The sequence below is a fragment of the Xanthomonas sp. 60 genome (genome assembly GCF_011761925.1).
Window position 1 is genome coordinate 172,872 of sequence record NZ_JAASQW010000001.1, and the last position, 21,648, is coordinate 194,519.

General features: G+C 61.0%; 20 protein-coding genes and 3 pseudogenes. 7 read left to right on the forward strand and 16 right to left on the reverse strand.

Annotated features, from left to right (window positions below; genetic code table 11):
* Positions 1–279: 279 nt before the first annotated feature.
* The 11 genes and pseudogenes from FHY09_RS00790 to FHY09_RS00830 form a co-directional block, all read right to left on the reverse strand.
* A pseudogene (locus FHY09_RS00790) lies at positions 280–1,379 on the reverse strand (IS3 family transposase).
* 835 nt (positions 1,380–2,214) lie between these two features.
* Complete coding sequence (locus tag FHY09_RS00795; protein WP_166923215.1) at positions 2,215–4,146, reverse strand: hypothetical protein; 1,932 nt, start codon at positions 4,144–4,146, stop codon at positions 2,215–2,217.
* Between the two features lie 3 nt (positions 4,147–4,149).
* Positions 4,150–4,584: a GtrA family protein gene (locus FHY09_RS00800; RefSeq protein WP_166923217.1), complete on the reverse strand. Its 435-nt coding sequence runs from the start codon at positions 4,582–4,584 to the stop codon at positions 4,150–4,152.
* A 5-nt stretch (positions 4,585–4,589) separates the two neighbouring features.
* Entirely contained in the window at positions 4,590–5,030 is a 441-nt protein-coding gene (locus FHY09_RS16390; RefSeq protein ID WP_456362697.1) for a sugar 3,4-ketoisomerase, read from the reverse strand.
* A 48-nt stretch (positions 5,031–5,078) separates the two neighbouring features.
* Positions 5,079–5,174, reverse strand: a pseudogene (locus FHY09_RS16395) (WxcM-like domain-containing protein); the annotation flags it as partial.
* Positions 5,175–5,177: 3 nt separating this feature from the next.
* A pseudogene (locus FHY09_RS16400) lies at positions 5,178–5,534 on the reverse strand (acyltransferase); the annotation flags it as partial.
* Positions 5,531–6,490, reverse strand: a complete 960-nt coding sequence (locus FHY09_RS00810; protein ID WP_166923221.1) for a glycosyltransferase family 2 protein — start codon at positions 6,488–6,490, stop codon at positions 5,531–5,533. The gene FHY09_RS00810 and the pseudogene FHY09_RS16400, both read right to left, overlap by 4 nt.
* A complete protein-coding gene (locus FHY09_RS00815; RefSeq protein ID WP_166923223.1) occupies positions 6,475–7,578 on the reverse strand; it encodes a DegT/DnrJ/EryC1/StrS aminotransferase family protein in 1,104 nt (367 codons plus the stop codon). The genes FHY09_RS00810 and FHY09_RS00815 overlap by 16 nt, the downstream gene beginning before the upstream one ends.
* A 116-nt stretch (positions 7,579–7,694) precedes the next feature.
* Entirely contained in the window at positions 7,695–8,123 is a 429-nt protein-coding gene (locus tag FHY09_RS00820; RefSeq protein WP_166923225.1) for a hypothetical protein, read from the reverse strand.
* 668 nt (positions 8,124–8,791) lie between these two features.
* The gene (locus tag FHY09_RS00825; RefSeq protein WP_166923227.1) at positions 8,792–9,730 is read right to left on the reverse strand and encodes an electron transfer flavoprotein subunit alpha/FixB family protein; all 939 of its coding nucleotides are present in this window, start codon (positions 9,728–9,730) and stop codon (positions 8,792–8,794) included.
* Complete coding sequence (locus tag FHY09_RS00830; protein ID WP_166923229.1) at positions 9,730–10,476, reverse strand: electron transfer flavoprotein subunit beta/FixA family protein; 747 nt, start codon at positions 10,474–10,476, stop codon at positions 9,730–9,732. Before FHY09_RS00830 ends, FHY09_RS00825 begins: the two co-directional genes overlap by 1 nt.
* Before the next feature lie 363 nt (positions 10,477–10,839).
* Between FHY09_RS00830 and rfbB the strand changes: the two genes are divergently transcribed.
* The 4 genes from rfbB to rfbD are packed head-to-tail and all read left to right on the forward strand — an operon-like array spanning position 10,840 to position 14,254.
* Complete coding sequence (rfbB, locus tag FHY09_RS00835) at positions 10,840–11,895, forward strand: dTDP-glucose 4,6-dehydratase (protein ID WP_166923231.1); 1,056 nt, start codon at positions 10,840–10,842, stop codon at positions 11,893–11,895.
* A gap of 18 nt (positions 11,896–11,913) precedes the next feature.
* Entirely contained in the window at positions 11,914–12,801 is an 888-nt protein-coding gene (gene rfbA / locus FHY09_RS00840; protein WP_166923233.1) for a glucose-1-phosphate thymidylyltransferase RfbA, read from the forward strand.
* Positions 12,798–13,355 carry a dTDP-4-dehydrorhamnose 3,5-epimerase gene (rfbC, locus tag FHY09_RS00845; RefSeq protein WP_166923235.1) on the forward strand — a complete coding sequence of 186 codons (558 nt, stop codon included), beginning with the start codon at positions 12,798–12,800 and terminating at the stop codon, positions 13,353–13,355. The genes rfbA and rfbC overlap by 4 nt, the downstream gene beginning before the upstream one ends.
* A complete protein-coding gene (rfbD, locus tag FHY09_RS00850) occupies positions 13,352–14,254 on the forward strand; it encodes a dTDP-4-dehydrorhamnose reductase (protein ID WP_166923237.1) in 903 nt (300 codons plus the stop codon). The genes rfbC and rfbD overlap by 4 nt, the downstream gene beginning before the upstream one ends.
* A 43-nt stretch (positions 14,255–14,297) precedes the next feature.
* On the opposite strand, the gene FHY09_RS00855 is transcribed toward rfbD, so the two are convergent.
* Both FHY09_RS00855 and FHY09_RS00860 read right to left on the reverse strand, forming a co-directional pair.
* The gene (locus tag FHY09_RS00855; protein WP_166923239.1) at positions 14,298–15,701 is read right to left on the reverse strand and encodes a mannose-1-phosphate guanylyltransferase/mannose-6-phosphate isomerase; all 1,404 of its coding nucleotides are present in this window, start codon (positions 15,699–15,701) and stop codon (positions 14,298–14,300) included.
* A 14-nt stretch (positions 15,702–15,715) separates the two neighbouring features.
* The gene (locus FHY09_RS00860) at positions 15,716–17,062 is read right to left on the reverse strand and encodes a phosphohexomutase domain-containing protein (RefSeq protein WP_166923241.1); all 1,347 of its coding nucleotides are present in this window, start codon (positions 17,060–17,062) and stop codon (positions 15,716–15,718) included.
* 139 nt (positions 17,063–17,201) lie between these two features.
* Between FHY09_RS00860 and FHY09_RS00865 the strand changes: the two genes are divergently transcribed.
* From FHY09_RS00865 to FHY09_RS00875, 3 genes are read left to right on the forward strand one after another with little or no spacing between them, the layout of a single operon-like run.
* Positions 17,202–17,936 (forward strand): CoA transferase subunit A, encoded by a 735-nt coding sequence (locus tag FHY09_RS00865; protein WP_166923243.1) that lies wholly within the window; start codon positions 17,202–17,204, stop codon positions 17,934–17,936.
* Between the two features lies 1 nt (position 17,937).
* A complete protein-coding gene (locus FHY09_RS00870; protein WP_166923245.1) occupies positions 17,938–18,570 on the forward strand; it encodes a CoA transferase subunit B in 633 nt (210 codons plus the stop codon).
* Positions 18,571–18,607: 37 nt separating this feature from the next.
* Complete coding sequence (locus tag FHY09_RS00875; RefSeq protein WP_166923247.1) at positions 18,608–19,195, forward strand: alpha-ketoglutarate-dependent dioxygenase AlkB; 588 nt, start codon at positions 18,608–18,610, stop codon at positions 19,193–19,195.
* 39 nt (positions 19,196–19,234) lie between these two features.
* Here FHY09_RS00875 and FHY09_RS00880 read toward each other — a convergent pair whose 3' ends face one another.
* The 3 genes from FHY09_RS00880 to FHY09_RS00890 are packed head-to-tail and all read right to left on the reverse strand — an operon-like array spanning position 19,235 to position 21,647.
* Entirely contained in the window at positions 19,235–19,897 is a 663-nt protein-coding gene (locus tag FHY09_RS00880; RefSeq protein ID WP_166923249.1) for an ABC-type transport auxiliary lipoprotein family protein, read from the reverse strand.
* Positions 19,890–20,819 (reverse strand): MlaD family protein, encoded by a 930-nt coding sequence (locus tag FHY09_RS00885; RefSeq protein ID WP_166923251.1) that lies wholly within the window; start codon positions 20,817–20,819, stop codon positions 19,890–19,892. The genes FHY09_RS00880 and FHY09_RS00885 overlap by 8 nt, the downstream gene beginning before the upstream one ends.
* 3 nt (positions 20,820–20,822) lie before the next feature.
* Positions 20,823–21,647, reverse strand: a complete 825-nt coding sequence (locus FHY09_RS00890) for an ABC transporter ATP-binding protein (RefSeq protein ID WP_208407430.1) — start codon at positions 21,645–21,647, stop codon at positions 20,823–20,825.
* Position 21,648 lies beyond the last annotated feature (1 nt).

The window sequence follows — 21,648 nt, forward strand, 5'->3', positions numbered from 1 at the left end:
CGCCGCCGCAAGCATCTTGCGCCGGCATTCTAAATGAACTAAGGGCGACTTTATGGAAAATCTGCGCTGCAAATGTGCCGCACGAAGCGGAGGAAGCGTCCATGGCGAACGCCAATTGGCAACACGGCCGGCCGCCGCCAATTAGGTATGTTTGACAGATTCGCCATCTGGCCCCTTCGTCTAAGGCAGCGTAATCAGGTGCCTGAGTATTATTAGTAAAGCTGCCTGGAGATTCGAGGAGCTTGGGATCGCGTAAGCTCCCCCGTCAAGCAGACATTTCTAAAGTAGAGCTTCTGGCGTAGGCGATACGGTGCTACACGGGTTCATGCCGCTGAGTGAGTCATGTTGAAGAATCTCGTTGTAATCGATCATCCGCCAATGCGCTGCCTCGCGCACGTCCTCGAGGCGAGCGAAGAGGTGCTGGTCTAGCATCTCCTCGCGGAAGGTGCGGTTGAAGCGTTCGATGAAGGCGTTTTGGTTGGGCTTGCCAGGTTGGATGTAGTGCAGCGCCACGCCGCTGAGTTTGGCCCACTGGGTGAATGCTTCGCCCAGAAACTCAGGGGCGTTGTCCGATCGTAGAACCTGCGGCAATCCGTGATCACGTTTGAGCTGCTCGAACACGCGCACCAGGCGGCCGGAGCTGAGCGAGGTATCTACCTCAATGTGCAGCACCTCGCGGTTGAAGTCATCGACCACATTGGATGTTCGAAATCGTTTGCCGCAGGCCGGCGCGTCACTCATGAAGTCCATGGACCAAACGGTATCGGGGTGCCTGGGAACATACAGCGGCACCCGCTCGCGCTTTGGTAGGCGGAGCTTGGCGGCCCTTCTCAGGTTGAGCTTCATCGCCTCATACACACGACAGATCCGCTTCAGGTTCCAATCTGGCCGCTTCTTGCGCAGTTGATCACTGCACTTCCAGAAACCTCGACTTGGCCGCTCCTCGACTAGCTTGGCCAAAGCCGAGATCCACTCCGAATCGCGCACGGTCCAGTCCAGTGGCGGCGCATACCTTGCCGCACGAGACAAGCCCACCTCACCGCAGGACCGGCTCAGGGAACGCGCGTGCACCTCGGTGAGGAAACGCACCGCCTCACGCTTCTGACCCGGCCCTACAGTTTTTTTGCGATCAGGTCCTTCAGCACCGCGTTGTCCAGCGCCATTTCCGCGTACATCCGTTTGAGCTTGGCGTTCTCAGCTTCAAGGTCCTTCACCCGACGAAGTTCGGATGCATCAAGGCCGCCGTACGTGCTCCTCCACTGGTAATACGTCGCCGTGCTGACGCCGGCTTATCGACATAGATCCTTCACCGCAAGCCCGGCATCGCACTGGTTGAGGCTCGTGATGATCTGCGTCTCGCTGAACTTTGATGTGCGCATGCAGCCTCCTGGCTATTTAAAGATGCCAGAAAGTTCTACTTATCGGGTGCCAGGCTATCGGGGGAGCTTAGGATCTGGGAGCTCTGACCATCGAAATTGGACACCTGATTCGACTAGGAAGTGTTCAGGTGCCTGGGAGGTTGGCCGCTCCGCGGCAATTGCCGCGGGTCATGAGATCGGCAATGGCAACGAGTTCGCCGTCGCAGGGCGGTAGTGGCGTCGGCTCACGAAAAAAAATCAATAGCCATTTGCACGATCTAGCCCAACGACCCCGCTAGAACTTTTACTTCTAGTCAGTCGAGGAGGGGGAATGCGATGAAAGCTTCAGCGAGAGTGTCGTCCCGCCTTGCTCCGTGCCCGAATCAGCATGGACAGTTCGCGGCACTCCTACGACGACGAAGGACGCAAACGAGCCTTTGTTGGCTGATACCGCTGATCATGCCGAGCAGTTAGCAGCAACGATAGCTTGAGTTACCGCGCGCCTGTAAGCTCGCCTGGCACCCAGCCCGATTGAGCCTGGAGTGATCAGTGTCGCAAGACGAGTCGCCCGAAGTAATATGCTCGACAAAAATTACGAGGCGGCCGAACATTTGCGGAATACATTGGTTGGCGAGCTAAACCCTGCCTTCTCGGGGGCGCGAAACGATTTCCTTGCCAACGACACACTTCAGTAGCTTGGAGTATTGGGCTGAGGGGAGCCGCGATGCAGACAGGTCCCCCAGTTCCGTCGGACGCGCCAGCAGAGAAACTGAATGCCAGACCTGACCGTTACCCACTTTGGGAGCGCATCGCAAGCAGACGGCTGGCGGCAATCCATTGCCTAGCCCGATGATGCTCAAAACGATGCAAGAAAGACTTCATTGAAAGCGACGGGTGCTGAGTCCGGAGTATGCGTAGTGATGTAAATTTCGCCCATTCGCGCGTCTGGAGGGGGTAGAAGCAACATCATATGAGTTTCTGGCTTAACGCCGCCAAGTTGAACTACCTCGATCTGCGGTGCAATAAGGGTGTTATCGGCATTAAGCCAATTCACTTGCATTCGAAATGAAGCTGCCTCGCCATTAGCAGACGCAACCTCGTATCCAATCGCTTTACCTCGAAGATGCTCTGCGTCAAGAAGAGTTGTTGCGTGGGCGGATAAATCAGTAACTATCACACTATCGCCCGTGGTAGCACGGTCACCAGTCCAGCGCCAATCGGGCCATCCGTTGCTCTTGCCACCAAGCACCGTAATTGACTTGGCTGAATGTTTATCGTTGAGCGACAAACTCCTTGTCAGCCGGTCTGAAGCAAGGTAGACGTGATTTCTGGAACCGTCATTTGAAAGGATGAGCGAAAAATCATAGGAGCTGGCAGCGTTCGAGGCTAACGCAGATTTCGGGTCGACGCATGGCAGCTTACGCAAACTAACGCGGCAAAATATCTGACCGCTGCGGACATCGTTGCCCTGAAGTGCATCGCCACCCAGTATCCACTCAAGCTCGTTGTCAGGCAGTCCATAGACAAGACCCCTTGAAGCAACGGGGCTCATACTTTGCATTGCGCGTGTGATGTCGCCGGCGGCGACGGAGGCGCGCGTATTATAGATACCTTGCACATTCCCGGCAGCGAGATGTACCAGACTGATACCCAACCCCGAAACAAGCAAGAGGTTGCGTGGTAGCGACACGGGGAGTGTCAGCACCAAGAGAGGGACCAAAGCGCTGAGAGGAAAAAGCCAACGTGCGTCCGCCCGCGATAAACCCGGGAGACTGGAGATGGCCAAAGTGGCAAAGGCGACGCTTAGCGCAAATGCTGCGCATGTAAGCTTCTGTCGGTCCCACCGGCCTCTTGAAGAGCTCAACGCCCAAATCCAGAGACAAATCACAAGTATCGACGAGATGACGCCAAGATACCAACCGAACGATGTGGTTGAAACCAATTTTCCGACAAACCAATCATTACCAATATTGGTTCCCAAAAAGGAGTTAGAGAAAAACTGAGTGAACGTTTTTACGGTGCCGTAGTCAACGGCAATTGTTTGGCCCGCTGTCCCCGTCATAACCGATAAAGTCGACATAAGTCGCGTTGCCGCAACGAAGGTCAACAGGGGCACGACAACCATAAGGACGCTCGTAGCGAATGTGATCGCCGCGGTGCCGCCAGCGGATGTGCGCCTACACTGAAACGCAGTGGTTACAAAGGTGCATGCGCCAAGTGCGGCTAGCCCCGCAATGTATGTTTCGTATGTCAGCACCGTAGCAGTGCTTAGCGCGATGACTGTTGTTCCGCGTATCAAGTTCAAGTCGCGGTTGATTAAGCTCTTGCAGAGAACATAGGCCGTAGTCAGAAACAGTGCGAGTCCCAGCGTGCCGATAGTTCCGGAAAGGTAGTCATAATAAAAAACAAGGCCAAACCTCGAAATGACAACAGCCAGCGCGACCAAGGTTGCAAGGAGGGATCCCGCCTTAAGCAGACGTGTTGAGATTTGATACGACAGTAATGCGGCCCATATCATAGCGAGGGAGTTAAGTGCGGCAAAGGCCGCCCTTGGTAGCTGGTTCCACGTCGCCAGGGCCCATACGCCGTTGAAAACCAGTCTCGCTTTATATTCGTTTATTCGCAGGAACGTTTCGGCTAAAGAGTTACTGGTGGAAGCAACATAATTGGGAAAGAGCTCATCGCCGAAAAATCCAGGCTGATAGGTCGCCACGCTGAGCAGCAACACAGCGCCGATTACCAACAGGGCGGTTACGCGCGGAGTTAGAGCAAAGTGCGGTGGTGTCATAGATCAGTCAGGTTTAGTGGATTCAACGTGTCGTTTACTGGCTTCTTTTACTTCTTTCAGCCGGTTCCCAAAAACAAGTCGTGACATCAAAAAGGTCATCGGGATCGTTATAAAAATCGCTGCTAAAGGCGCTAGTTCACGAGGGAGATCAGCTGCCTCTACCCAGAACGAAGTAATGAGAATACCGGCGATGTATTGTGCGGCGTATACTAGCGGGAATAGCGCAACGGACCGCCATCCCTTACTCGACCTAAAAACGAAGAACCTGTTGAGAACATAGGCCAATACGATTCCTGCTAGGTAGGAGGTCGTGTAAGAAATCCTATAGTCGACGAAGCGAAGCAAGGCTAAGTAAAGCACATAAGTGCACGCAGTGTTCGCCGCGCCGGATGCGAGAAATCTGAGGATGGACGACTTGGTTGTGCGCGATAGCTGCATGGCGTTCAGGCAGGCGCGGATGTCTGCGTTGCTGCTAGAAACTGCCCATAATCCCTGATATAGTCGCTGGAATCATAATAGTCAGATGCAAATACCAAAAGCACAGCATCTTCTGAGTATTTATATTGAATTCCCCAAGTCATCGGAGGCAGGTAAAGCCCGCTGTTTGGCTTATCCAGGATGAACTCCTGGCGGTTGAATCCGTCGTCTGCTACTACGTGCACTGATCCCTTAACGGCGACCAAGAATTGGTGGCATTGCCAGTGCGCGTGTTCACCCCTCGTTTCCGCTGTAGGTACGCCGAATACAATAAAGTACCTCTTGGGTGTGAACGGAATCTCTCTATCAAATTCCCCGACGGATAAGCTCCCACGCATGTCTGGAATCGAGGAAAGCGTGTAGGACTTAACCCCGCGGACGGTGCTGTCAACGGGGTCTGCCCTCACTTCGGTAGCGTTGCTGGAACTCTTGCTCAAGGTTCGGCGCGTGTCGGTATAACCAATGATGCGCGCTGGGTTTCCAACGACAATTGCATTCGGCGGTACTGACCTGGTGACCACCGCGCCCGCCCCAACCATCGCGCCGCTTCCGACACGTATGCCGGGTAGAAGGGTCGCGTTCGCTCCGATGGAAGCCCCGTTTTCCACTACTGTTTCCGGGTACTCGGCGAGATGCTGGCGACTACGTGGAAACATGTCATTCGTAAATGTAGCATTCGGGCCAACGAACACGTCGTTTCCCAGACGTACACCATCCCACAACTGCACGCCGCATTTCACCGTGACACGGTCGCCTACGCTGACTGTATTTTCTATGAAGACGCCGTCACAGATGTTACAGTCGCTGCCGATGACCGCGCCAGGAAGAATATGTGCAAATGCCCAGATTTTGGTCCCAGCGCCAATTTGCGTGGATTCACAAAGGGCGTTTGGGTGGCAAAAGAAGCTCATGCGCTGCTTTCCTTGAAGTGCTCTAGAGACTGAATAATAGATAAGGGCCGCGCCTTGGTATTCTCGAAAGTACGCCAAGCGTACGCACCCACGACGCCCAAGCCCAAAGAGTTCAATGCGCCAAAGAAAAGGATCGTCACCATAGTTCCGGCGTACCCGGGCACTTGGACCCACCCGGAGAACTTTGCTGCGAGAATGAGGATGGAAAGGCCGACTGCCGCAATGAGTGAAAGGGACCCCAGAGCCATCAGTGCCCGAACCGGTAGATCAGTAAAGGCGAAGACGCTGTCGGACAGATATCTGAGCTTTTTCTTGAATGTCCAAGCGCTCTTTCCGTGCTCGCGCCGCTGGCGCTCATAGGGAACGAACGCGCGCCTGCCGCCAATCCAGAACAGCTGGGCGAGAAGGCTTGTATTGCTTTCTTTCAGCAGCAGGAGGCGGTCGCGTGTCTGGCGCGTGACTGCGAAGATGTCGACACCCCCTTTCGGAATATCTGGCATCACGAACCGCCGATAAAGCTCCCAAAACATGGCTGACGCCAGCTTTGATGCGCCTGGATCAGCGCGGGCCTCGCGAACACCCATTGCCAGGTCATATTGTCCACCTGACAGTGCCGCCAGAAATTTCAGTGCTAGCTCGGGAGGTTCCTGGAGGTCGGCGGCCATGACTGCGATCACGGACCCTTTGGCATGTTCCAGACCAGTGCGAATCGCCTGGAAGGCGCCGAAGTTCCGCGACAGCGCAAGCAGTTGTGAGTTGAATCCACTCGTTGGCAAAAGTTCTCGTAGACGCGCATAGCTTTTGTCGGGACTTCCGTCCACGACAAAGACAACCTCGAACTCCCCATCAACTCGCTGGCGGATGGAATTCAATGCATCGATCAGCTGCTGGATCGATCCTTCATTGCCGTAGACAGGTACGACAATCGAGAGTGCGGGAGTTAGAAGCTGTTGCATGCAGCGATGACCCGGTCAACTTCGGCGTCAGTGAGCTCGGGGAAACACGGCAGAGTAAGAACAGTTGCTGCCTCCACTTCTGTTACCGGGAGTGTGACATCATCGAATCGTCCGCCATGACAAGGCTGTTTGTAGTCGGGAAGCGGGTAGTGCACATCGGTCTGCACGCCAGCATTGTCCAGATGGGCCTTCAGCATGTCGCGGTTCTGGGTGCGGATTACATACAGATGGGCGACATAATCATCGCCCCCGCAGGCGTGGGTAATGATCTGAGAATTTCTGATTTCTTGGGAATACCTTGCCGCAATGGCACGGCGCCGGCTATTCCAAGCATCAAGCTTAGGAAGCATCACTGAGAGCATGCTTGCCTGGATTTCATCAAGACGACTGTTCCGTCCGCCCGCAATACCGTTGGTGTACTTCTGCGTCCATCCGTACTGCCGTAATTGACGAACACGTTCTGCCAACTGCGGGCTGTTCGTGGTCACCGCACCGCCGTCACCCAGTGCACCGAGATTCTTAGTCGGGTAAAAGCTAAAGCTGGCAATATCTCCAAAGGACCCCGCAAGACCCTGCGCATTTCGCGCGCCGTGTGCCTGCGCGCAATCCTCAATGAGCGAAGCGCCAAACTCACCGCAGATCGCTGCGATTTCCTCGATGCGGGACAATTGGCCATACAAATGCGTCACGATGACAGCCTTGACAGGTTGGGCCTCTAAGACTGTCCGGAGTTTCGCAGGGTCCATCGTCGCGTTTCCAACGAGTACATCCACGAAAATGGGCTCGGCCCCGCATGCAAGGACGGTAGAAGTCCCATACATGGCTGCATTGGCAACGACAGCTACGCGATCGCCGGGTGCAACATTAACCGCGCGGAGTGAAAGCTCCAGTGCGTCCGTGCCATTTGCCACGCCGATGCAGTGCGCTACACCGCAGTAGTCGGCGAAGGCGTCTTCGAATGCACGAACCGACGGCCCTAGTACGAAGTAACCGCTGTGCACAACGGAGGTTGCTGCGGACGCAAGCGCGTCCTGCAGCGGCTCAATGTGCCGTGAAAGAGAGTTGACGGGGATGGCTTTGGGCGTCATTAAATGATTTCTTTTTGAGTAACTACTGCGAGCACGCACTCTTCCTGAGCAAGCGCGGAGCGCGAATCAGCGGCGTTGGAACGGAATCGCGGGCACCAGCCGAAGATACCGCCTATTCATTCTTGGCAACGTGGTCCGCCCACGACGGCTTCTGCTAGCACTTGACTGGCGCTCTCAGCCTTAAGCACGAACTTGGTGCCGGGGCGGGCCCAAGGGCCAGTTTTCGCTGAGTTCACATTGTTTGACGCAACAAAGAGCTTCTCACTACCGTCACCCACGACGTACAGCTCGAGCTTGGACTCCGCTGGCAGTTCAGAGTAATTCCAGCTGACAGTGACCTCGCTTCCCGGGTCACACGCCGGGACGGAACGCGGGGTGATCGAGAGCTTTTCTGACGACACCGCTTCGATAATCTCGACTGGTGGTGCAGGCGCAGCTTGGTTGTCGCTACTAGGCGGCTTCCCTTCAGCGGGCGACGGAGTTTCCGAAGTGCAGGCGGCGACTGCTAGGCAGGCTGCGATGACGAGACAATGGGTGCGGATCATGGATCTTCCTGGATTAAATTAGAGCTGGCGAACACGTAATTGCTATCCTTAGCCAGTGCGGGGTCCGCTGACCACCGATTCTAGCCGTGAGGAAACTTGTTTGGCGACCAATCGAAGATCGCCGGAACTCCTGTTGTGTGAAATGGCCTTGCATAAGTGAGTCAATCTGCAGACAACGAGGGTCAGCAGTCGGGGCCACCCACTATTGCTTTCGCTACAACTACGCCGTCACCTGCGGCTTTGAGCAAAAAAATGGTCCCAGGCCGGGTCCACGCGCCCGTGCTAGCCTCACCTCTGACGCCTCCGCTGGCAAATAGCTTCTCCTTGCCCGCTTCGATGACCCACAGTTGCAAATCCGTACTGGTCGTCAGGTTATGTGTATCCCATTGAACCTTCACGATGCTCCCCGGCTCGCACGCCGGGAGTGAGGACGGTTCAAGCATGATGCTGTGGTCATCCGTCGTATCAGCGCGGGATGGGGTGCCCGCAGGTGCCGACGCAAGTGTAGGCGCTGCTGCTGGCGGAAGGTTGCTCTCCTGCTGGCAGGCACTTAGCCCTGCCAGACACATGAAGATGGATACTACCCGTTTCATAAGGACCCCTGATTCCGCCGTTGGTTCACTTTGTGATTAAGTACCACCTGTCTGGTGGCTAAGCGGAAAGCTAAGTCAAAGCACAGCTTCCAGTTCTGGCAGCAAGGTGAACAGGTCACCGACCAGTCCAATGTCAGCGATTTCAAAAATCGGAGAGTCCGGGTCCTTGTTAATCGCGACGATGGTACCAGCATCCTTGATCCCCGTCAGATGTTGGATCGCACCGCTGATACCCACCGCCACATACAGTTCCGGGGCGATGATCTTGCCGGTCTGGCCAACCTGGAGTTCATTGGGGACATACCCCGCATCCACGGCCGCGCGCGATGCACCCACCGCCGCGCCGAGCTTGTCGGCCAGCTGGAAGATGATCTTGAAGTTCTCTTCCGAACCGACGCCGCGGCCACCGGACACCACGCGCTTGGCGCTCTGCAGGTCCGGGCGGTCGCTGCTGGCGGCCGCCAGGTTGATGAAGCGCGTATGGGTCGGCAGGGTCGCCTCAACCTCCACCGCCTCGATGCTTGCACTCCCACCCTGTGCGGCTTCCGGCCAGGACGCGCTGCGCACCGTCGCAACCACGATCTGGTCGGCAGGCGCTTCCACGGTGATGATCGCGTTGCCCGCATAGATCGGACGCTTGAAGGCGTGGCTGCCTTCAACGCTCATCAGGTCGGATACCTGGGCCACGCCGAGCAGGGCAGCCACGCAGGGCATCAGGTCCTTGCCGAAAGTGGTGGAGGGTCCGAACACGTGTGAGTATCCGGTCGCCACCTTGGCGATCTGCGGCGCGAGCACCTGCGCGATCGGGGCGGCATTGGCCGCGTTGGTGATAGTCAGGACCTTCGAAACACCGCTGATGGCGGCAGCTTCGGCCGCGACGGCGCCTGGATCGGCCGCAAGCACCAGCACGTGGATGTCGGCGCCACTGATGGCCGCGGCCGCGCTGACCGTCTTGGCGGTGGCGGCATTGAGCTTGCCGTCGAGGTGTTCGGCGATGACGAGAATCTGGCTCATTACAGCAACCCCTTCTGCTTGAGTGCGGCCACCAGTTCGGCGGCATCCTTGACCATTACGCCCTTGCTGCGCTTGCCCGGGGCGGCATAGTGGGTGGTCTTGAGCGTATCCACTGCGTCCACGCCCAGGTCAGCGAACTGCAGGGTTTCCAGTGGTTTGGCCTTGGCTTTCATGATGTCCGGCAGCTTGATGAAGCGCGGCTCGTTCAGGCGCAGGTCGGTGGTCACCACGGCCGGGAGGTCGACTTCCAGGGTTTCCAGGCCGGCGTCGACTTCACGCACCACCGTGGCCTTGCCATCAGCGATGTCCAGCTTACCGGCGAAGGTTGCCTGCGGGCGGCCCCAGATCGTGGCGAGCATCTGGCCGGTCTGGTTGGCGTCGTCGTCGATCGCCTGCTTGCCGAGGATCACCAGGTCGGGCTGCTCCTTCTCGATCAGCTTGAGCAGGGTTCGCGCGGCGGTCAGCGGCTGGATGGCCTGGTCGGTGACGACGTGGATTGCACGGTTGGCGCCCATGGCCAGTCCGTTGCGCAGGTGCGCCTGTGCATCGGCCGGGGCGATGGTCGCCACGACCACTTCGCTGGCGATGCCCTTGTCGCGCAGGCGCAGGGCTTCTTCCAGGGCGATTTCATCGAACGGATTCGGGGACAGCTTGACGCCGTCGGTCACCACGCCGGAGCCGTCGGGCTTGACCTGAATGCGGACGTTGTAGTCCACCACGCGCTTGTACGCGACGAGAATCTTCATCTGGTACGGGGTCCTTCAATGATCAGGGACGCCGGCCGCAATGCAGCCGGTTCGTAGGTGGGCTCCTGATTCTAGCGCCAGCCACCCAACCATGCGAATGCGTATGGTGTGGCGCGGACCCTGAGCTGAACTTTTCGCGACCGGCGGTCGGTGGCTGAAAGGATGTGTAGCGTTCGTGAATTGTCTGGACGCCGTGATCCTCCATACTGTCGCGATTGCCATCAGAATGATGCCGCGCCTCTCCAGTTGGAGCGGGTCTCGCCGTGGCGCTGTATCCTGTCGCGTACTTCGGCGGCGAGTCCGCCAACGCCAGGATCAGGATGGTCCGGGCTTAATTATTTGATTTTTCTAGGAGACTGATTAGTGGCTACATGGCTTGTCACCGGCGGCGCCGGGTTCATTGGCGGTAATTTCGTTCTGGAGGCCGCCGCTCGCGGTGTGAAGGTCATCAACCTGGATGCCCTGACCTACGCGGGGAACCTGAAGACCCTCGCCAGCCTGGAAGGCAACCCGAACCACGTGTTCGTGGAAGGCGACATCGGTGACAGCGCGCTGGTTTCCCGGCTGCTGGCCGAGCACCAGCCCGACGCGGTGCTGAACTTCGCTGCCGAAAGCCATGTCGACCGCTCCATCGACGGTCCGGGTGCCTTCATCCAGACCAACGTGGTGGGCACGCTGGGCCTGCTCGAAGCCGTCCGTGACTATTGGAAGGCCCTGCCGTCGGACAAGCGCGACGCGTTCCGCTTCCTGCATGTCTCCACGGACGAGGTGTACGGCACGCTGGGCGAGACAGGCAAGTTCACCGAAACCACCCCGTACGCGCCCAATTCGCCGTACTCGGCGTCAAAGGCGGCGTCGGACCACCTGGTGCGCGCGTTCCACCACACCTACGGGCTGCCGGTGCTGACCACGAACTGCTCGAACAATTACGGCCCGTACCACTTCCCCGAAAAGCTCATCCCGCTGGTGATCGCCAAGGCCCTCGCCGGTGAGCCGCTGCCGGTCTACGGCGACGGCAAGCAGGTGCGCGACTGGCTGTTCGTGACCGATCACTGCGAGGCGATCCGCACGGTGCTGGCCAAGGGCCGCGTGGGCGAGACCTACAACGTGGGCGGCAATTCCGAAAAGGAAAACATCGAAGTGGTGCATGCGATCTGCGCGCTGCTCGACGCCCGCCGTCCGCGCGAAGACGGCCAGCCGCGCAGCAGCCAGATCACCTATGTGACCGACCGTCCGGGCCACGACCGCCGCTACGCGATCGACGCGTCGAAGCTGAAGGATGAACTCGGCTGGGAGCCGGCGTACACCTTCGAGCAGGGAATCGAGTACACGGTGGACTGGTACCTGCAGAACCAGGAATGGGTCAACGGCGTGCTTGATGGCAGCTACCGGCTGCAGCGCATCGGCACCACTGCCTGATCACCAAGGAATCTGTCCATGACCCAGCGTAAAGGCATCATTCTGGCCGGCGGCTCCGGCACGCGGCTGTATCCGATCACCAAGGGCGTCAGCAAGCAGCTGCTGCCGGTGTACGACAAACCAATGATCTATTACCCGCTCAGCGTGCTGATGCTGGCGGGCATCCGCGAAGTACTGATCATCAACACTCCGCACGAGCAGGCGCTGTTCCAGCAGCTGCTGGGCGACGGCTCGCAGTGGGGCATGGATATCCAGTACGCGGCGCAGCCGAGTCCGGATGGCCTGGCGCAGGCGTACCTGATCGGTCGAGAATTCCTGAACGGCTCGCCAAGCTGCCTGGTGCTGGGTGACAACGTGTTCCACGGCCATGGCCTGACCGAGGTGCTCAAGCGCGCCGATGCGCGCGAGGAGGGCGCCACGGTGTTCGGCTACTGGGTCAATGATCCGGAACGTTACGGCGTCGCCGAGTTCGACAAGGACGGCAAGGTGATCGGCCTGGTCGAAAAGCCGACGCATCCGCGTTCCAACTACGCGGTGACCGGATTGTATTTCTACGACGGCAAGGCTAGCGACTACGCGGCTGAACTGAAGCCCTCGCCGCGTGGCGAGCTGGAAATCACCGATCTCAACCAGCGTTACCTGGACGAAGGCGCGCTGCATCTGGAGCCGCTGGGCCGAGGCTATGCGTGGCTGGACACCGGTACGCACCAGTCGCTGCTGGAGGCGTCCAACTTCATCGAGACCATCCAGACCCGTCAGGGTCTGCAGGTGTGCTGTCCGGAAGAGATCGCGTTCGGTAACGGATGGGTCACCGCAGAGCAGCTGGAGGCGCTGGCGGCTCCGCTGATCAAGAATGGATACGGCCAGTACCTGCACGCTCTGGCAGCCCGAGGTGTTGTGCGGTGAAGGTCATCCAGACCCGGCTCCAAGGCTGTGCTGTCGTCGAGCCGGCCGTCTTCGGCGACGAGCGCGGTTACTTCTTCGAAACCTGGAATGCCGAGCGCTTCAAGGCGCTTGGCCTACCTGACCGATTCGTGCAGAGCAATGTTTCAACCTCGGCCAAGGGCGTTCTGCGCGGCCTGCATTACCAGTGGCCGCGCCCGCAGGGTAAGCTGGTCAGCGTGCTGGAGGGCGAGGTCTACGACGTCGCCCTGGATATCCGCCGGGGCTCGCCGACGTTCGGACAGTGGGAAGCGGTGATCCTGAGCGCGGAGAACAAGAAGCAGTTCTGGATTCCGGAAGGGTTCGCGCATGGCTTTGCCGTGCTCTCTGAACGGGCGGTCTTCAGTTACCTGTGCACGGACGTTTACGTGAAAGAGGCAGACGCTGGCGTGCGCTGGAATGACGCTGACATCGCCGTGGATTGGCCGATCAGCGCGCCGACGCTCTCCGCCAAGGATGAAAACGCGCCGTTCCTCAAGGACATCGCTGAAGAGCGTCTCCCGGTGTTCCTGCCATGACTGTGCTGGTGTTGGGTGGCAACGGCCAGGTCGGGCAGGAACTGCTGCGTGCCCTGGCACCGCTGGGCACGGTGGTGGCCACCACGCGCAGTGGCGCGCTGCCCGATGGCACGGCCTGCGAGGCAGCGGATCTCAACCACCCGGAACATCTTGCCGCCCTGCTTGACCGCGTGCAGCCCTCGATCGTCGTCAATGCAGCGGCCTATACCGCAGTGGACAAGGCCGAGCAGGATGCCGAAGCGGCCTTCCGTGCCAATGCGGTCTCGCCTGGCGTGATTGCCCGCTGGTGCGCCGCACATGATGTGCCGTTCGTCCATTACTCCACCGATTATGTCTTTGACGGCGCGGGCACTTCGCCCTACCTCGAAGACGAGCCAACGGCACCTCTGGGTGTGTACGGCACCAGCAAGCGCGACGGCGAAGACGCCGTACGCGCGGCCGGCGGCCGTCATCTGATCTTCCGTACGGCTTGGGTCTACGCGTCGCACGGGGCGAACTTCCTTCGCACGATGCTGCGGGTGGGCGCAGAGCGCGACCAGTTGCGGGTGGTCGGGGACCAGATCGGTACGCCGACGCCTGCGGCACTGATCGCGGACGTCACCACACTGGCCCTGCAGCACGGCGACGAGCTGTCGGGTACGTGGCATCTGACGGCCTCGGGCCAGACCAGCTGGAATGGCTTCGCCGAAGCGATTTTCGCCGAGGCCCTGCACGCCGGGGTGCTGGCGAAGGTGCCCTTGGTGGAAGCGATTCCGAGCACGGAGTACCCGACGCCGGCCAAGCGTCCGTCGTGGTCCGTACTGGACAACCGCAAGCTCCAGCAGGACTTCGGGATTGAACTCCCTGCCTGGCAGGACGGCCTGAAGCGGGTCATGGCGGAGATCGCAGCGGACCGCTGAGACCCCGAAGCGCCGGGTGAGCCCGGCGCTTTTGTGGCTGGCCTCAACTGCGGCCGTAGGTATCCTCGAAACGGACGATATCGTCCTCGCCCAGATAACTGCCGGATTGCACTTCGATCAGCTCCAGCGGCAGCTTGCCCGGGTTACGCAGTCGGTGGGTCACGCCCAGTGGAATATAGGTGCTCTGGTTTTCGCTCAGCAGCAGCACTTCGTCGCCGCGGGTGACTTCCGCGGTGCCGCTCACCACGATCCAGTGTTCGGCCCGGTGGTGGTGCATCTGCAGGCTCAGCGTACCACCTGGCTTTACGGTGATCCGCTTGACCTGGAACCGCTCGCCGTTGTCGATGGAATCATAAGCGCCCCACGGTCGGTAGACCTTGCGGTGCCAGGTGGCCTCGCTGCGGCCCTCTGCTTTCAGTCGTGCTACCACTTCCTTGACCTCCTGCATGCGGTCGGCCTTGCCGACCAGCACGGCGTCATCGGTCTCGACTACGATCACGTCATCGAGCCCGACCAGCGCGACGAGGCGCTCGCCATAGGCGTATGTGTTGCGGCAGTCGATCGCGATCACATCGCCGTGGTGAGCATTGCCGCTGCCGTCCTGCTCCGACACATCGCGGAGCGCAGTCCATGATCCCACGTCATTCCAGCCCGCATCGAGCGGCACGACGACCGCATCGAGGGTTTTTTCCATTACTGCATAGTCAATTGAATCAGACGGCACTGCGGCGAAGCTTGCCTTTTCCAGTCGGGTAAAGTCCGCGTCGCGACTTCCCTTTTCCCACGCTATGCGGCTGGCCGCCAGCATCTCAGGATGCCAACGTTGCAGTTCGTCCAGGTAGCGTGAGGCTTTGAAGAGGAACATGCCACTGTTCCAGAAGAACTCCCCGCTGGCCACATAGCGGGCCGCAGTTTCCAGGTCGGGCTTTTCCACGAAGCGGTCTACCGGCTTGACCGCCCCAGTGCCCGCTGCCTTGATGTAGCCATAACCCGTCTCTGGCCCGGATGGGCGGATGCCGAAGGTCACGAGCTTGCCTTGGTCGGCTGCTTCCGCAGCAACGTGGACCGCCGTGTGGAACGCTTTCTCATCGACAATTACGTGGTCTGACGGCAGCACAAGGAGTGTTGCATCGCCGCCGTCCTTCATCGCTTCGAGAGCCGCTACTGCGATTGCCGGTGCCGTGTTACGCCCTATCGGCTCAAGGATGATGGCAGTCGGGAGGACGTTCAGTCGGGCCAGTTGTTCGGCCGCGACGAAACGATGATCTTCATTCGCAACAACGATGGGGCCGTGTGCCGCAATCGCTGCAACCCGGCTCCATGTTGCCTGCAGCATGGTCAACTCGCCAGCCAGCGGCAGAAACTGTTTCGGGTAGGCTTCGCGGGAAAGCGGCCAAAGCCGCGTGCCGGAGCCGCCGGAAAGTATGACAGGCTGGATATTGCTCATGGTCACCCTAGAATTCACTGTTTGATAATTGCCGCGATTTCGTCCGTCCGTGCCTTCAGCAGCCCGGCGTCGCCACGCGATTCTACATTCAAACGCAGCAGCGGCTCGGTATTTGAACTTCTCAGGTTGAAGCGCCAGTCGCCGAAGTCCGCACTGATGCCGTCGGTATGGTCCAGCGCCGGCGCATGCGAGGCGAAGTGCTCCATTACGCGGGCCACGGACGCCTTGGCATCGGTCACCTTGAAGTTGATTTCGCCACTGCAGGGGAAGGCCGCCATGCGGTCTTCGACCCAGTCCGCCAGCGAGCGGCCACTTTCCGAAACCAGCGCGGCAATCAGCAGCCACGGGATCATGCCCGAGTCCGCATAGGCGAACTCGCGGAAATAGTGGTGCGCACTCATCTCACCGCCGTAGACCGCATCTTCGGCACGCATCTTTTCCTTGATGAACGCATGGCCGCTCTTGCAGAGCACCGGAACGCCGCCGGCCTGCTCGACCATCTCCACGGTGTTCCAGACCAGGCGCGGATCGTGAACGATCTTGCCGCCCGGGTGGCGCTTGAGCGCGGCCTGGGCCAACAGGCCGACCAGGTAGTAGCCCTCGATGAAACGGCCGGTGTGATCGAAGAAGAAGCAGCGGTCGAAGTCACCGTCCCAGGCAATACCGAAGTCCGCGCCGTGCTGGATGACCGCCTCGGCCGTGGCCGCGCGGTTCTCCTGCAGCAGCGGGTTGGGAATGCCGTTGGGGAAGTTGCCGTCCGGTTCGTGGTTGATCCGGATGAACTGCAGCGGCAGGTGCGGGGCGAGCAGGTCGACGATCGCGCCAGCGCCGCCGTTACCTGCATTGACCACGATCTTCAGCGGCTTCAGCGCCGCGGCATCCACGTAGGACAGCAAGTGCTCGATATAGGCGGACTTGTCGTGCTGCGCGGTGATACCGGCAGCCGGCGAGGCCGGCGGCGCGGTATCGGCGGCCACGGCGTCGGAAATGGCGAACAGGCCGGTGTCAGAGCTGATCGGACGGGCGTTTTCATGGACCAGCTTCATGCCGTTGTAGTCCATGGGATTGTGGCTGGCGGTAACCATCACGCCGCCGGCTGCCTTGAGGAAGTCGGTCTGGAAATAGACTTCCTCGGTGCCGCACAGGCCGATGTCGATGACTTCGCGGCCGGCACCGCGCAGGCCGTCGGTCAGGGCGTCCTGCAGGCCAGCACTGGTGAGGCGGACGTCGTGACCCACGACCACCGTACCCGGCTTCAGCTGGGCCGACAGGGCAACGCCGATCCGGCGTGCGAGATCTTCATTCAGTTCGTCCGGCACGCGGCCGCGGATGTCGTAGGCCTTGAAGGCGGGCAGGGGCATCGGTCAGATCCTTTGTGAGTGCAGTGGACCAGTGTAATCGCTGGCCTGTGTGGGAAGCGTTTCCATGCCGCAACGCCACGTGACCCCGCCGTGGGGTCGCCTAGAATGGGGGGATTACATCAGCAAGGTGAGGGCCTGGATGAGCATTCCCGAAACGACCGGCGGCAAGCGCAGCAAGCGCTTCGCCAGCGCCGCGGAGGCCCTGCGGGGCGTGGTGGCCGATGGCCAGACGCTGGCGGTGGGCGGGTTCGGCCTGTGTGGCATTCCGGAAGCGTTGATCGCGGCCCTGCGCGACAGCGGGGTCAAGGACCTCACGGCCATTTCAAACAATGCGGGCGTGGACGGTTTCGGCCTTGGCCAGCTGCTGGCGACCCGGCAGATCCGCAAGATGATTTCCTCCTACGTGGGAGAGAACAAGGAGTTCGAACGGCAGTATCTGGCCGGGGAACTGGAACTTGAGTTCAATCCGCAGGGCACGCTTGCCGAACGTCTGCGCGCCGGGGGTGCCGGCATTCCCGCGTTCTACACCGCGACCGGCTACGGCACGGTGGTGGCCGAGGGCAAGGAGACGCGGGAGTTCGATGGCAAGCATTACGTCATGGAAACCGCGCTGCGCGCCGACGTGGCCCTGGTCAAGGCGTGGAAGGCCGACGAAGCCGGTAACCTGGTGTTCCGCAGGACCGCGCGCAATTTCAACCCGGCCTGTGCGATGGCCGGCAAGGTCTGCATCGCCGAGGTGGAGGAGGTGGTGCCGGTGGGCAGCATCGATCCGGACCAGGTCCACCTGCCGGGCATCTATGTGCACCGCATCGTGCACAACCCGACCCCTGAAAAGCGCGTTGAACAGCGCACCGTGCGCGCGGAGAGCAACTGAGATGGCCTGGACCCGAGACGAAATGGCGGCACGCGCAGCGCGTGAACTGACCGACGGTGCGTACGTGAACCTGGGCATCGGCCTGCCGACGCTGGTTGCCAACCACATTCCAGAAGGCGTGGATGTCTGGCTGCAGTCCGAGAACGGGCTGCTGGGCATCGGACCGTTCCCCACCGAAGCCGAGCTGGATCCGGACCTGATCAATGCCGGCAAGCAAACCGTCACCGCACGTGCCGGTGCCAGTTATTTCGGCAGCGATGACAGCTTCGCGATGATCCGCGGTGGCCACGTCAACCTGGCCATCCTGGGCGCCATGCAGGTGACCGATACGGGTGACCTGGCGAACTGGATGGTGCCCGGGAAAATGGTCAAGGGCATGGGCGGTGCGATGGACCTGGTGGCCGGCGTACAGCGCGTGGTCGTGCTGATGGAGCACACCGCCAAGGGCGGCGAGCACAAGATCCTCAAGCAGTGCACGCTGCCACTGACAGGGGTGGGGGTGGTGGACCGGATCATCACCGATCTGGCGGTGTTCGATGTCGGCGCGGAGGGCCTGGTGCTTGTTGAGTCGGCGCCGGGTGTCAGCGAGGAAGAGCTGGTCGAAAAGACGGGCGTGGCGTTCAAGCGCGGCTGATGACGGGGGCTCGGCGCCCCCACTTCCGAGGAGATGCATGCTCTTCCCGACTCCACTCCCCGACGCTGACATCCACCACCACGCCGGCTGGCTCGACCACGCTGCGGCAGATGCCCTGCAGACTCATCTCCAGGCCGGGATTCCCTGGGAAACCCATCGCATCCGCATGTTCGGACGCTGGGTGGATTCGCCGCGGCTGAGCTGCTGGATCGGCGACCTTGGCGCGCGCTACCGCTACTCGGGTGCGGACTTCCTCCCGCACCCCTGGACGCCCGAACTGCAACGGATGCGCGAGCGCCTGCAGGACGCACTGGGCGCGCCCTTCAACAGCGTACTGGTGAACCGCTACCGCAGTGGCGCCGACAGCATGGGTTGGCACAGCGACGATGAGGCAGAACTCGGCGAGAACCCGGTGATCGCCTCGCTCACGCTGGGGGCCGCGCGACGGTTCCTGCTCAGGCGGCGCGACGATCCCGCGCTGAAAGCGGAGTTCCTGCTCGGCCCTGGCGACCTGCTGGTGATGGCCCGTGCCACGCAGCGCCACTACCAGCATGCCGTGCCGAAGACCGCGAAGGTGGCGGGGGAACGCATCAACCTGACCTTCCGGCAGATCGCCGCCCGCTAGGGTCGCCGCCGGGTCAGCGTCCCGCCCAGCACACCCGCTTCATCGGCCCGGGTTGAGGTCCGCATGGTCCTGCTGGCCGGAGGTCAGCGTCCAGCCCACGATCTGCCCTGTCACTTCGTTCAGGCCACGCTCGAACGCTGCAGTGACGGCCGGCACGTCCGTACTGGCCACCGGCTGTTCTTCGCGGAACGTCCGGCTGGACACCACGCGCTGGTCGACCACGTGGATCAGCTTGGCATTGACGTCGATCACCACCGTCGGCGTGGCCTGGCCGCGGTAATCCGATTCGAAGCGCCGGATATCCAGTGCCAGCCGGTAATCGGCGCGGATGCCGGTGGCCGAGCGGGCCACGCCGCCGAGCTTGCCGGAATCCTCGAAGCCACGCAGCACGGCATCCTCGATCATGTCGGTCGCCGGCTGTGCCCACGTGGCGCTGCGGTACACCTCAAGCTCGGAAGGACTGGGCCGTACGTTGATGCGCGGACTGTCTACCAGGCGCGCGGCACTCGGCTTGGACAGCACCAGCTGCCAGGTCACGGTGGGCCATGCCGGGTCGACCTTGGTCTGCACCGCAGGGGCGTAGATGGTGACTTTGTCACGGTCACCGCTGGCCAGGATCGAGCAGCCGGACAGCGCCACCAGCAGGGCAAGCGGCAGTGCCACGCGCGCGGCGCGCGGGATCAGGGTGCGGGCATCATTCATTGGGATCGAACTCCTTCGGTGCGTCGCGACCCAGCAGGTAGCGCGCGGGATTGTTCTCCAGGCGGTCACTGACACGGCGCAGGTCCCGGATCAGGCCGCGCAGTTCGGTCAATGTCGGGCCGAGCTGGCCCAGGCCATCGCTGGCGAAGCTGTTGATCGCCGCGCGGTTCTCGCCAAGGATGGCGTTGGCATTGCCGGTGGCCAGGTCGAGCTGGCTCATGGTGCGGTCCAGCTTCTCGATGATGCCCGGCAGCTGCTGCACCAGGTTCTGGTCCAGCCGGTTGATGGTGCCGTTGGTGGTCTTCAGCGTGGTATCCAGGCTGCGCGCGGCGTCGCGCGCGCTGAGCAGCAGCGCCTGCGTACCCGAATCCCGATCAGCCAGGCCGCCGCTGATGGTTTCCAGGTTGGCCAGTGTCGCGTTGATGGAGGCCACGTTGCGATCGCTCAGGACCTGGTCCATGCGCTCAACGATGCGGTTGGCCACGTCGGTGATGTTCTGCAGCGCCGAAGGCGTGGTTGGGATGATCGGTGCCGGCTCGTTGTTGACGGCCGTCAGCGCCGGCGACTGCGGCGTACCGCCGCTGAGCTGGATGATCGACGGACCGGTCAGGCTGGTGATGGCCAGCTTGGCGCGGGTATCGGTCTTGACCGGGGTATTCGAGTTCAGGCGGATGCGCGCCACGACCTGGCGCGGATCATCCGGCACCAGGTTGAGCTCGGTGATCGAACCCACCGCGATGCCGTTGTACTGCACCGGGCTGCCCACCGACAGGCCGGTCACCGCCTCGCGGAACACCACGCGGTATTCCTGCCAGGTGCGGTCAGACGAGTATTTGGCCGCCCACAGACCGAACGCCAGCAGCGCCAGTCCGGTGATCAGGGTGAACGCGCCGATCAGCACGTAATTGGCTTTGGTTTCCATGGCTCAGGCACTCTCGATCTGTTCGCCCCGGGCGGCACGCGCGCGGGGTCCGTGGAAGTATTCCTGGATCCATGGATGATCCAGTTTCTCGATTTCCGGCAACGGGGCGTTGGCGATGACCTTGCGGTCGGCCAGCACCGCAACGCGGTCGCAGATGGCGTACAGGGTGTCCAGATCATGGGTGATCAGGAACACGGTCAGGCCCAGGGCTTCCTGCAGGGTCTTGATGAGCCGGTCGAAGGCCGCCGCGCCGATGGGATCCAGGCCCGCCGTCGGCTCGTCCAGGAACAGCAGCGGCGGGTCCAGCGCCAGCGCCCGGGCCAGGCCCGCACGCTTCCGCATGCCGCCGGAAAGCTGCGAAGGCAGTTTATCCAGCGCATCGGCCGGCAGCCCGGCGAGTTTCACCTTCAGCAGCGCAAGCTCGTAATGCCAGCGGTCCGGCAGTTCTGCGTGGTGCTCCTTCAGCGGCACCTGCACGTTCTCGCCCACGGTCAGTGAAGAGAACAGGGCACCGTCCTGGAACAGCACGCCGGTGTTGCGCTTGATGTGCATACGGCTTTCGTAGTCTTCGGCGCGCGCATCGCGGCCGAGCACGTGCACCTGCCCTTCGTCCGGCGTGCGCAGGCCGAGGATGGAGCGCATCAGCACCGATTTGCCGGTGCCCGAGCCGCCGACCACGCCGAGGATCTCGCCGCGCCGTACATCCAGGTCCAGGCCGTCATGCACGGTCTGGCTGCCGAACCGGTTGACCAGGCCGCGCACGCGGATGGCCAGCGTGTCGTCGTCCTGCGCCTCGTGCGCCGCGTTCGTGGCGGTCATCGTATCCATG

Coding starts and splice junctions, on each gene's coding strand:
- FHY09_RS00795 (WP_166923215.1), bottom strand. CDS start 4,146: ATGACACCACCGCACTTTGCTCTAACTCCGCGCGTAACCGCCCTGTTG.
- FHY09_RS00800 (WP_166923217.1), bottom strand. CDS start 4,584: ATGCAGCTATCGCGCACAACCAAGTCGTCCATCCTCAGATTTCTCGCA.
- FHY09_RS00810 (WP_166923221.1), bottom strand. CDS start 6,490: ATGCAACAGCTTCTAACTCCCGCACTCTCGATTGTCGTACCTGTCTAC.
- FHY09_RS00815 (WP_166923223.1), bottom strand. CDS start 7,578: ATGACGCCCAAAGCCATCCCCGTCAACTCTCTTTCACGGCACATTGAG.
- FHY09_RS00820 (WP_166923225.1), bottom strand. CDS start 8,123: ATGATCCGCACCCATTGTCTCGTCATCGCAGCCTGCCTAGCAGTCGCC.
- FHY09_RS00825 (WP_166923227.1), bottom strand. CDS start 9,730: ATGAGCCAGATTCTCGTCATCGCCGAACACCTCGACGGCAAGCTCAAT.
- FHY09_RS00830 (WP_166923229.1), bottom strand. CDS start 10,476: ATGAAGATTCTCGTCGCGTACAAGCGCGTGGTGGACTACAACGTCCGC.
- rfbA (WP_166923233.1), top strand. CDS start 11,914: ATGACCCAGCGTAAAGGCATCATTCTGGCCGGCGGCTCCGGCACGCGG.
- rfbD (WP_166923237.1), top strand. CDS start 13,352: ATGACTGTGCTGGTGTTGGGTGGCAACGGCCAGGTCGGGCAGGAACTG.
- FHY09_RS00855 (WP_166923239.1), bottom strand. CDS start 15,701: ATGAGCAATATCCAGCCTGTCATACTTTCCGGCGGCTCCGGCACGCGG.
- FHY09_RS00860 (WP_166923241.1), bottom strand. CDS start 17,062: ATGCCCCTGCCCGCCTTCAAGGCCTACGACATCCGCGGCCGCGTGCCG.
- FHY09_RS00865 (WP_166923243.1), top strand. CDS start 17,202: ATGAGCATTCCCGAAACGACCGGCGGCAAGCGCAGCAAGCGCTTCGCC.
- FHY09_RS00870 (WP_166923245.1), top strand. CDS start 17,938: ATGGCCTGGACCCGAGACGAAATGGCGGCACGCGCAGCGCGTGAACTG.
- FHY09_RS00875 (WP_166923247.1), top strand. CDS start 18,608: ATGCTCTTCCCGACTCCACTCCCCGACGCTGACATCCACCACCACGCC.
- FHY09_RS00880 (WP_166923249.1), bottom strand. CDS start 19,897: ATGAATGATGCCCGCACCCTGATCCCGCGCGCCGCGCGCGTGGCACTG.
- FHY09_RS00885 (WP_166923251.1), bottom strand. CDS start 20,819: ATGGAAACCAAAGCCAATTACGTGCTGATCGGCGCGTTCACCCTGATC.
- FHY09_RS00890 (WP_208407430.1), bottom strand. CDS start 21,647: ATGGATACGATGACCGCCACGAACGCGGCGCACGAGGCGCAGGACGAC.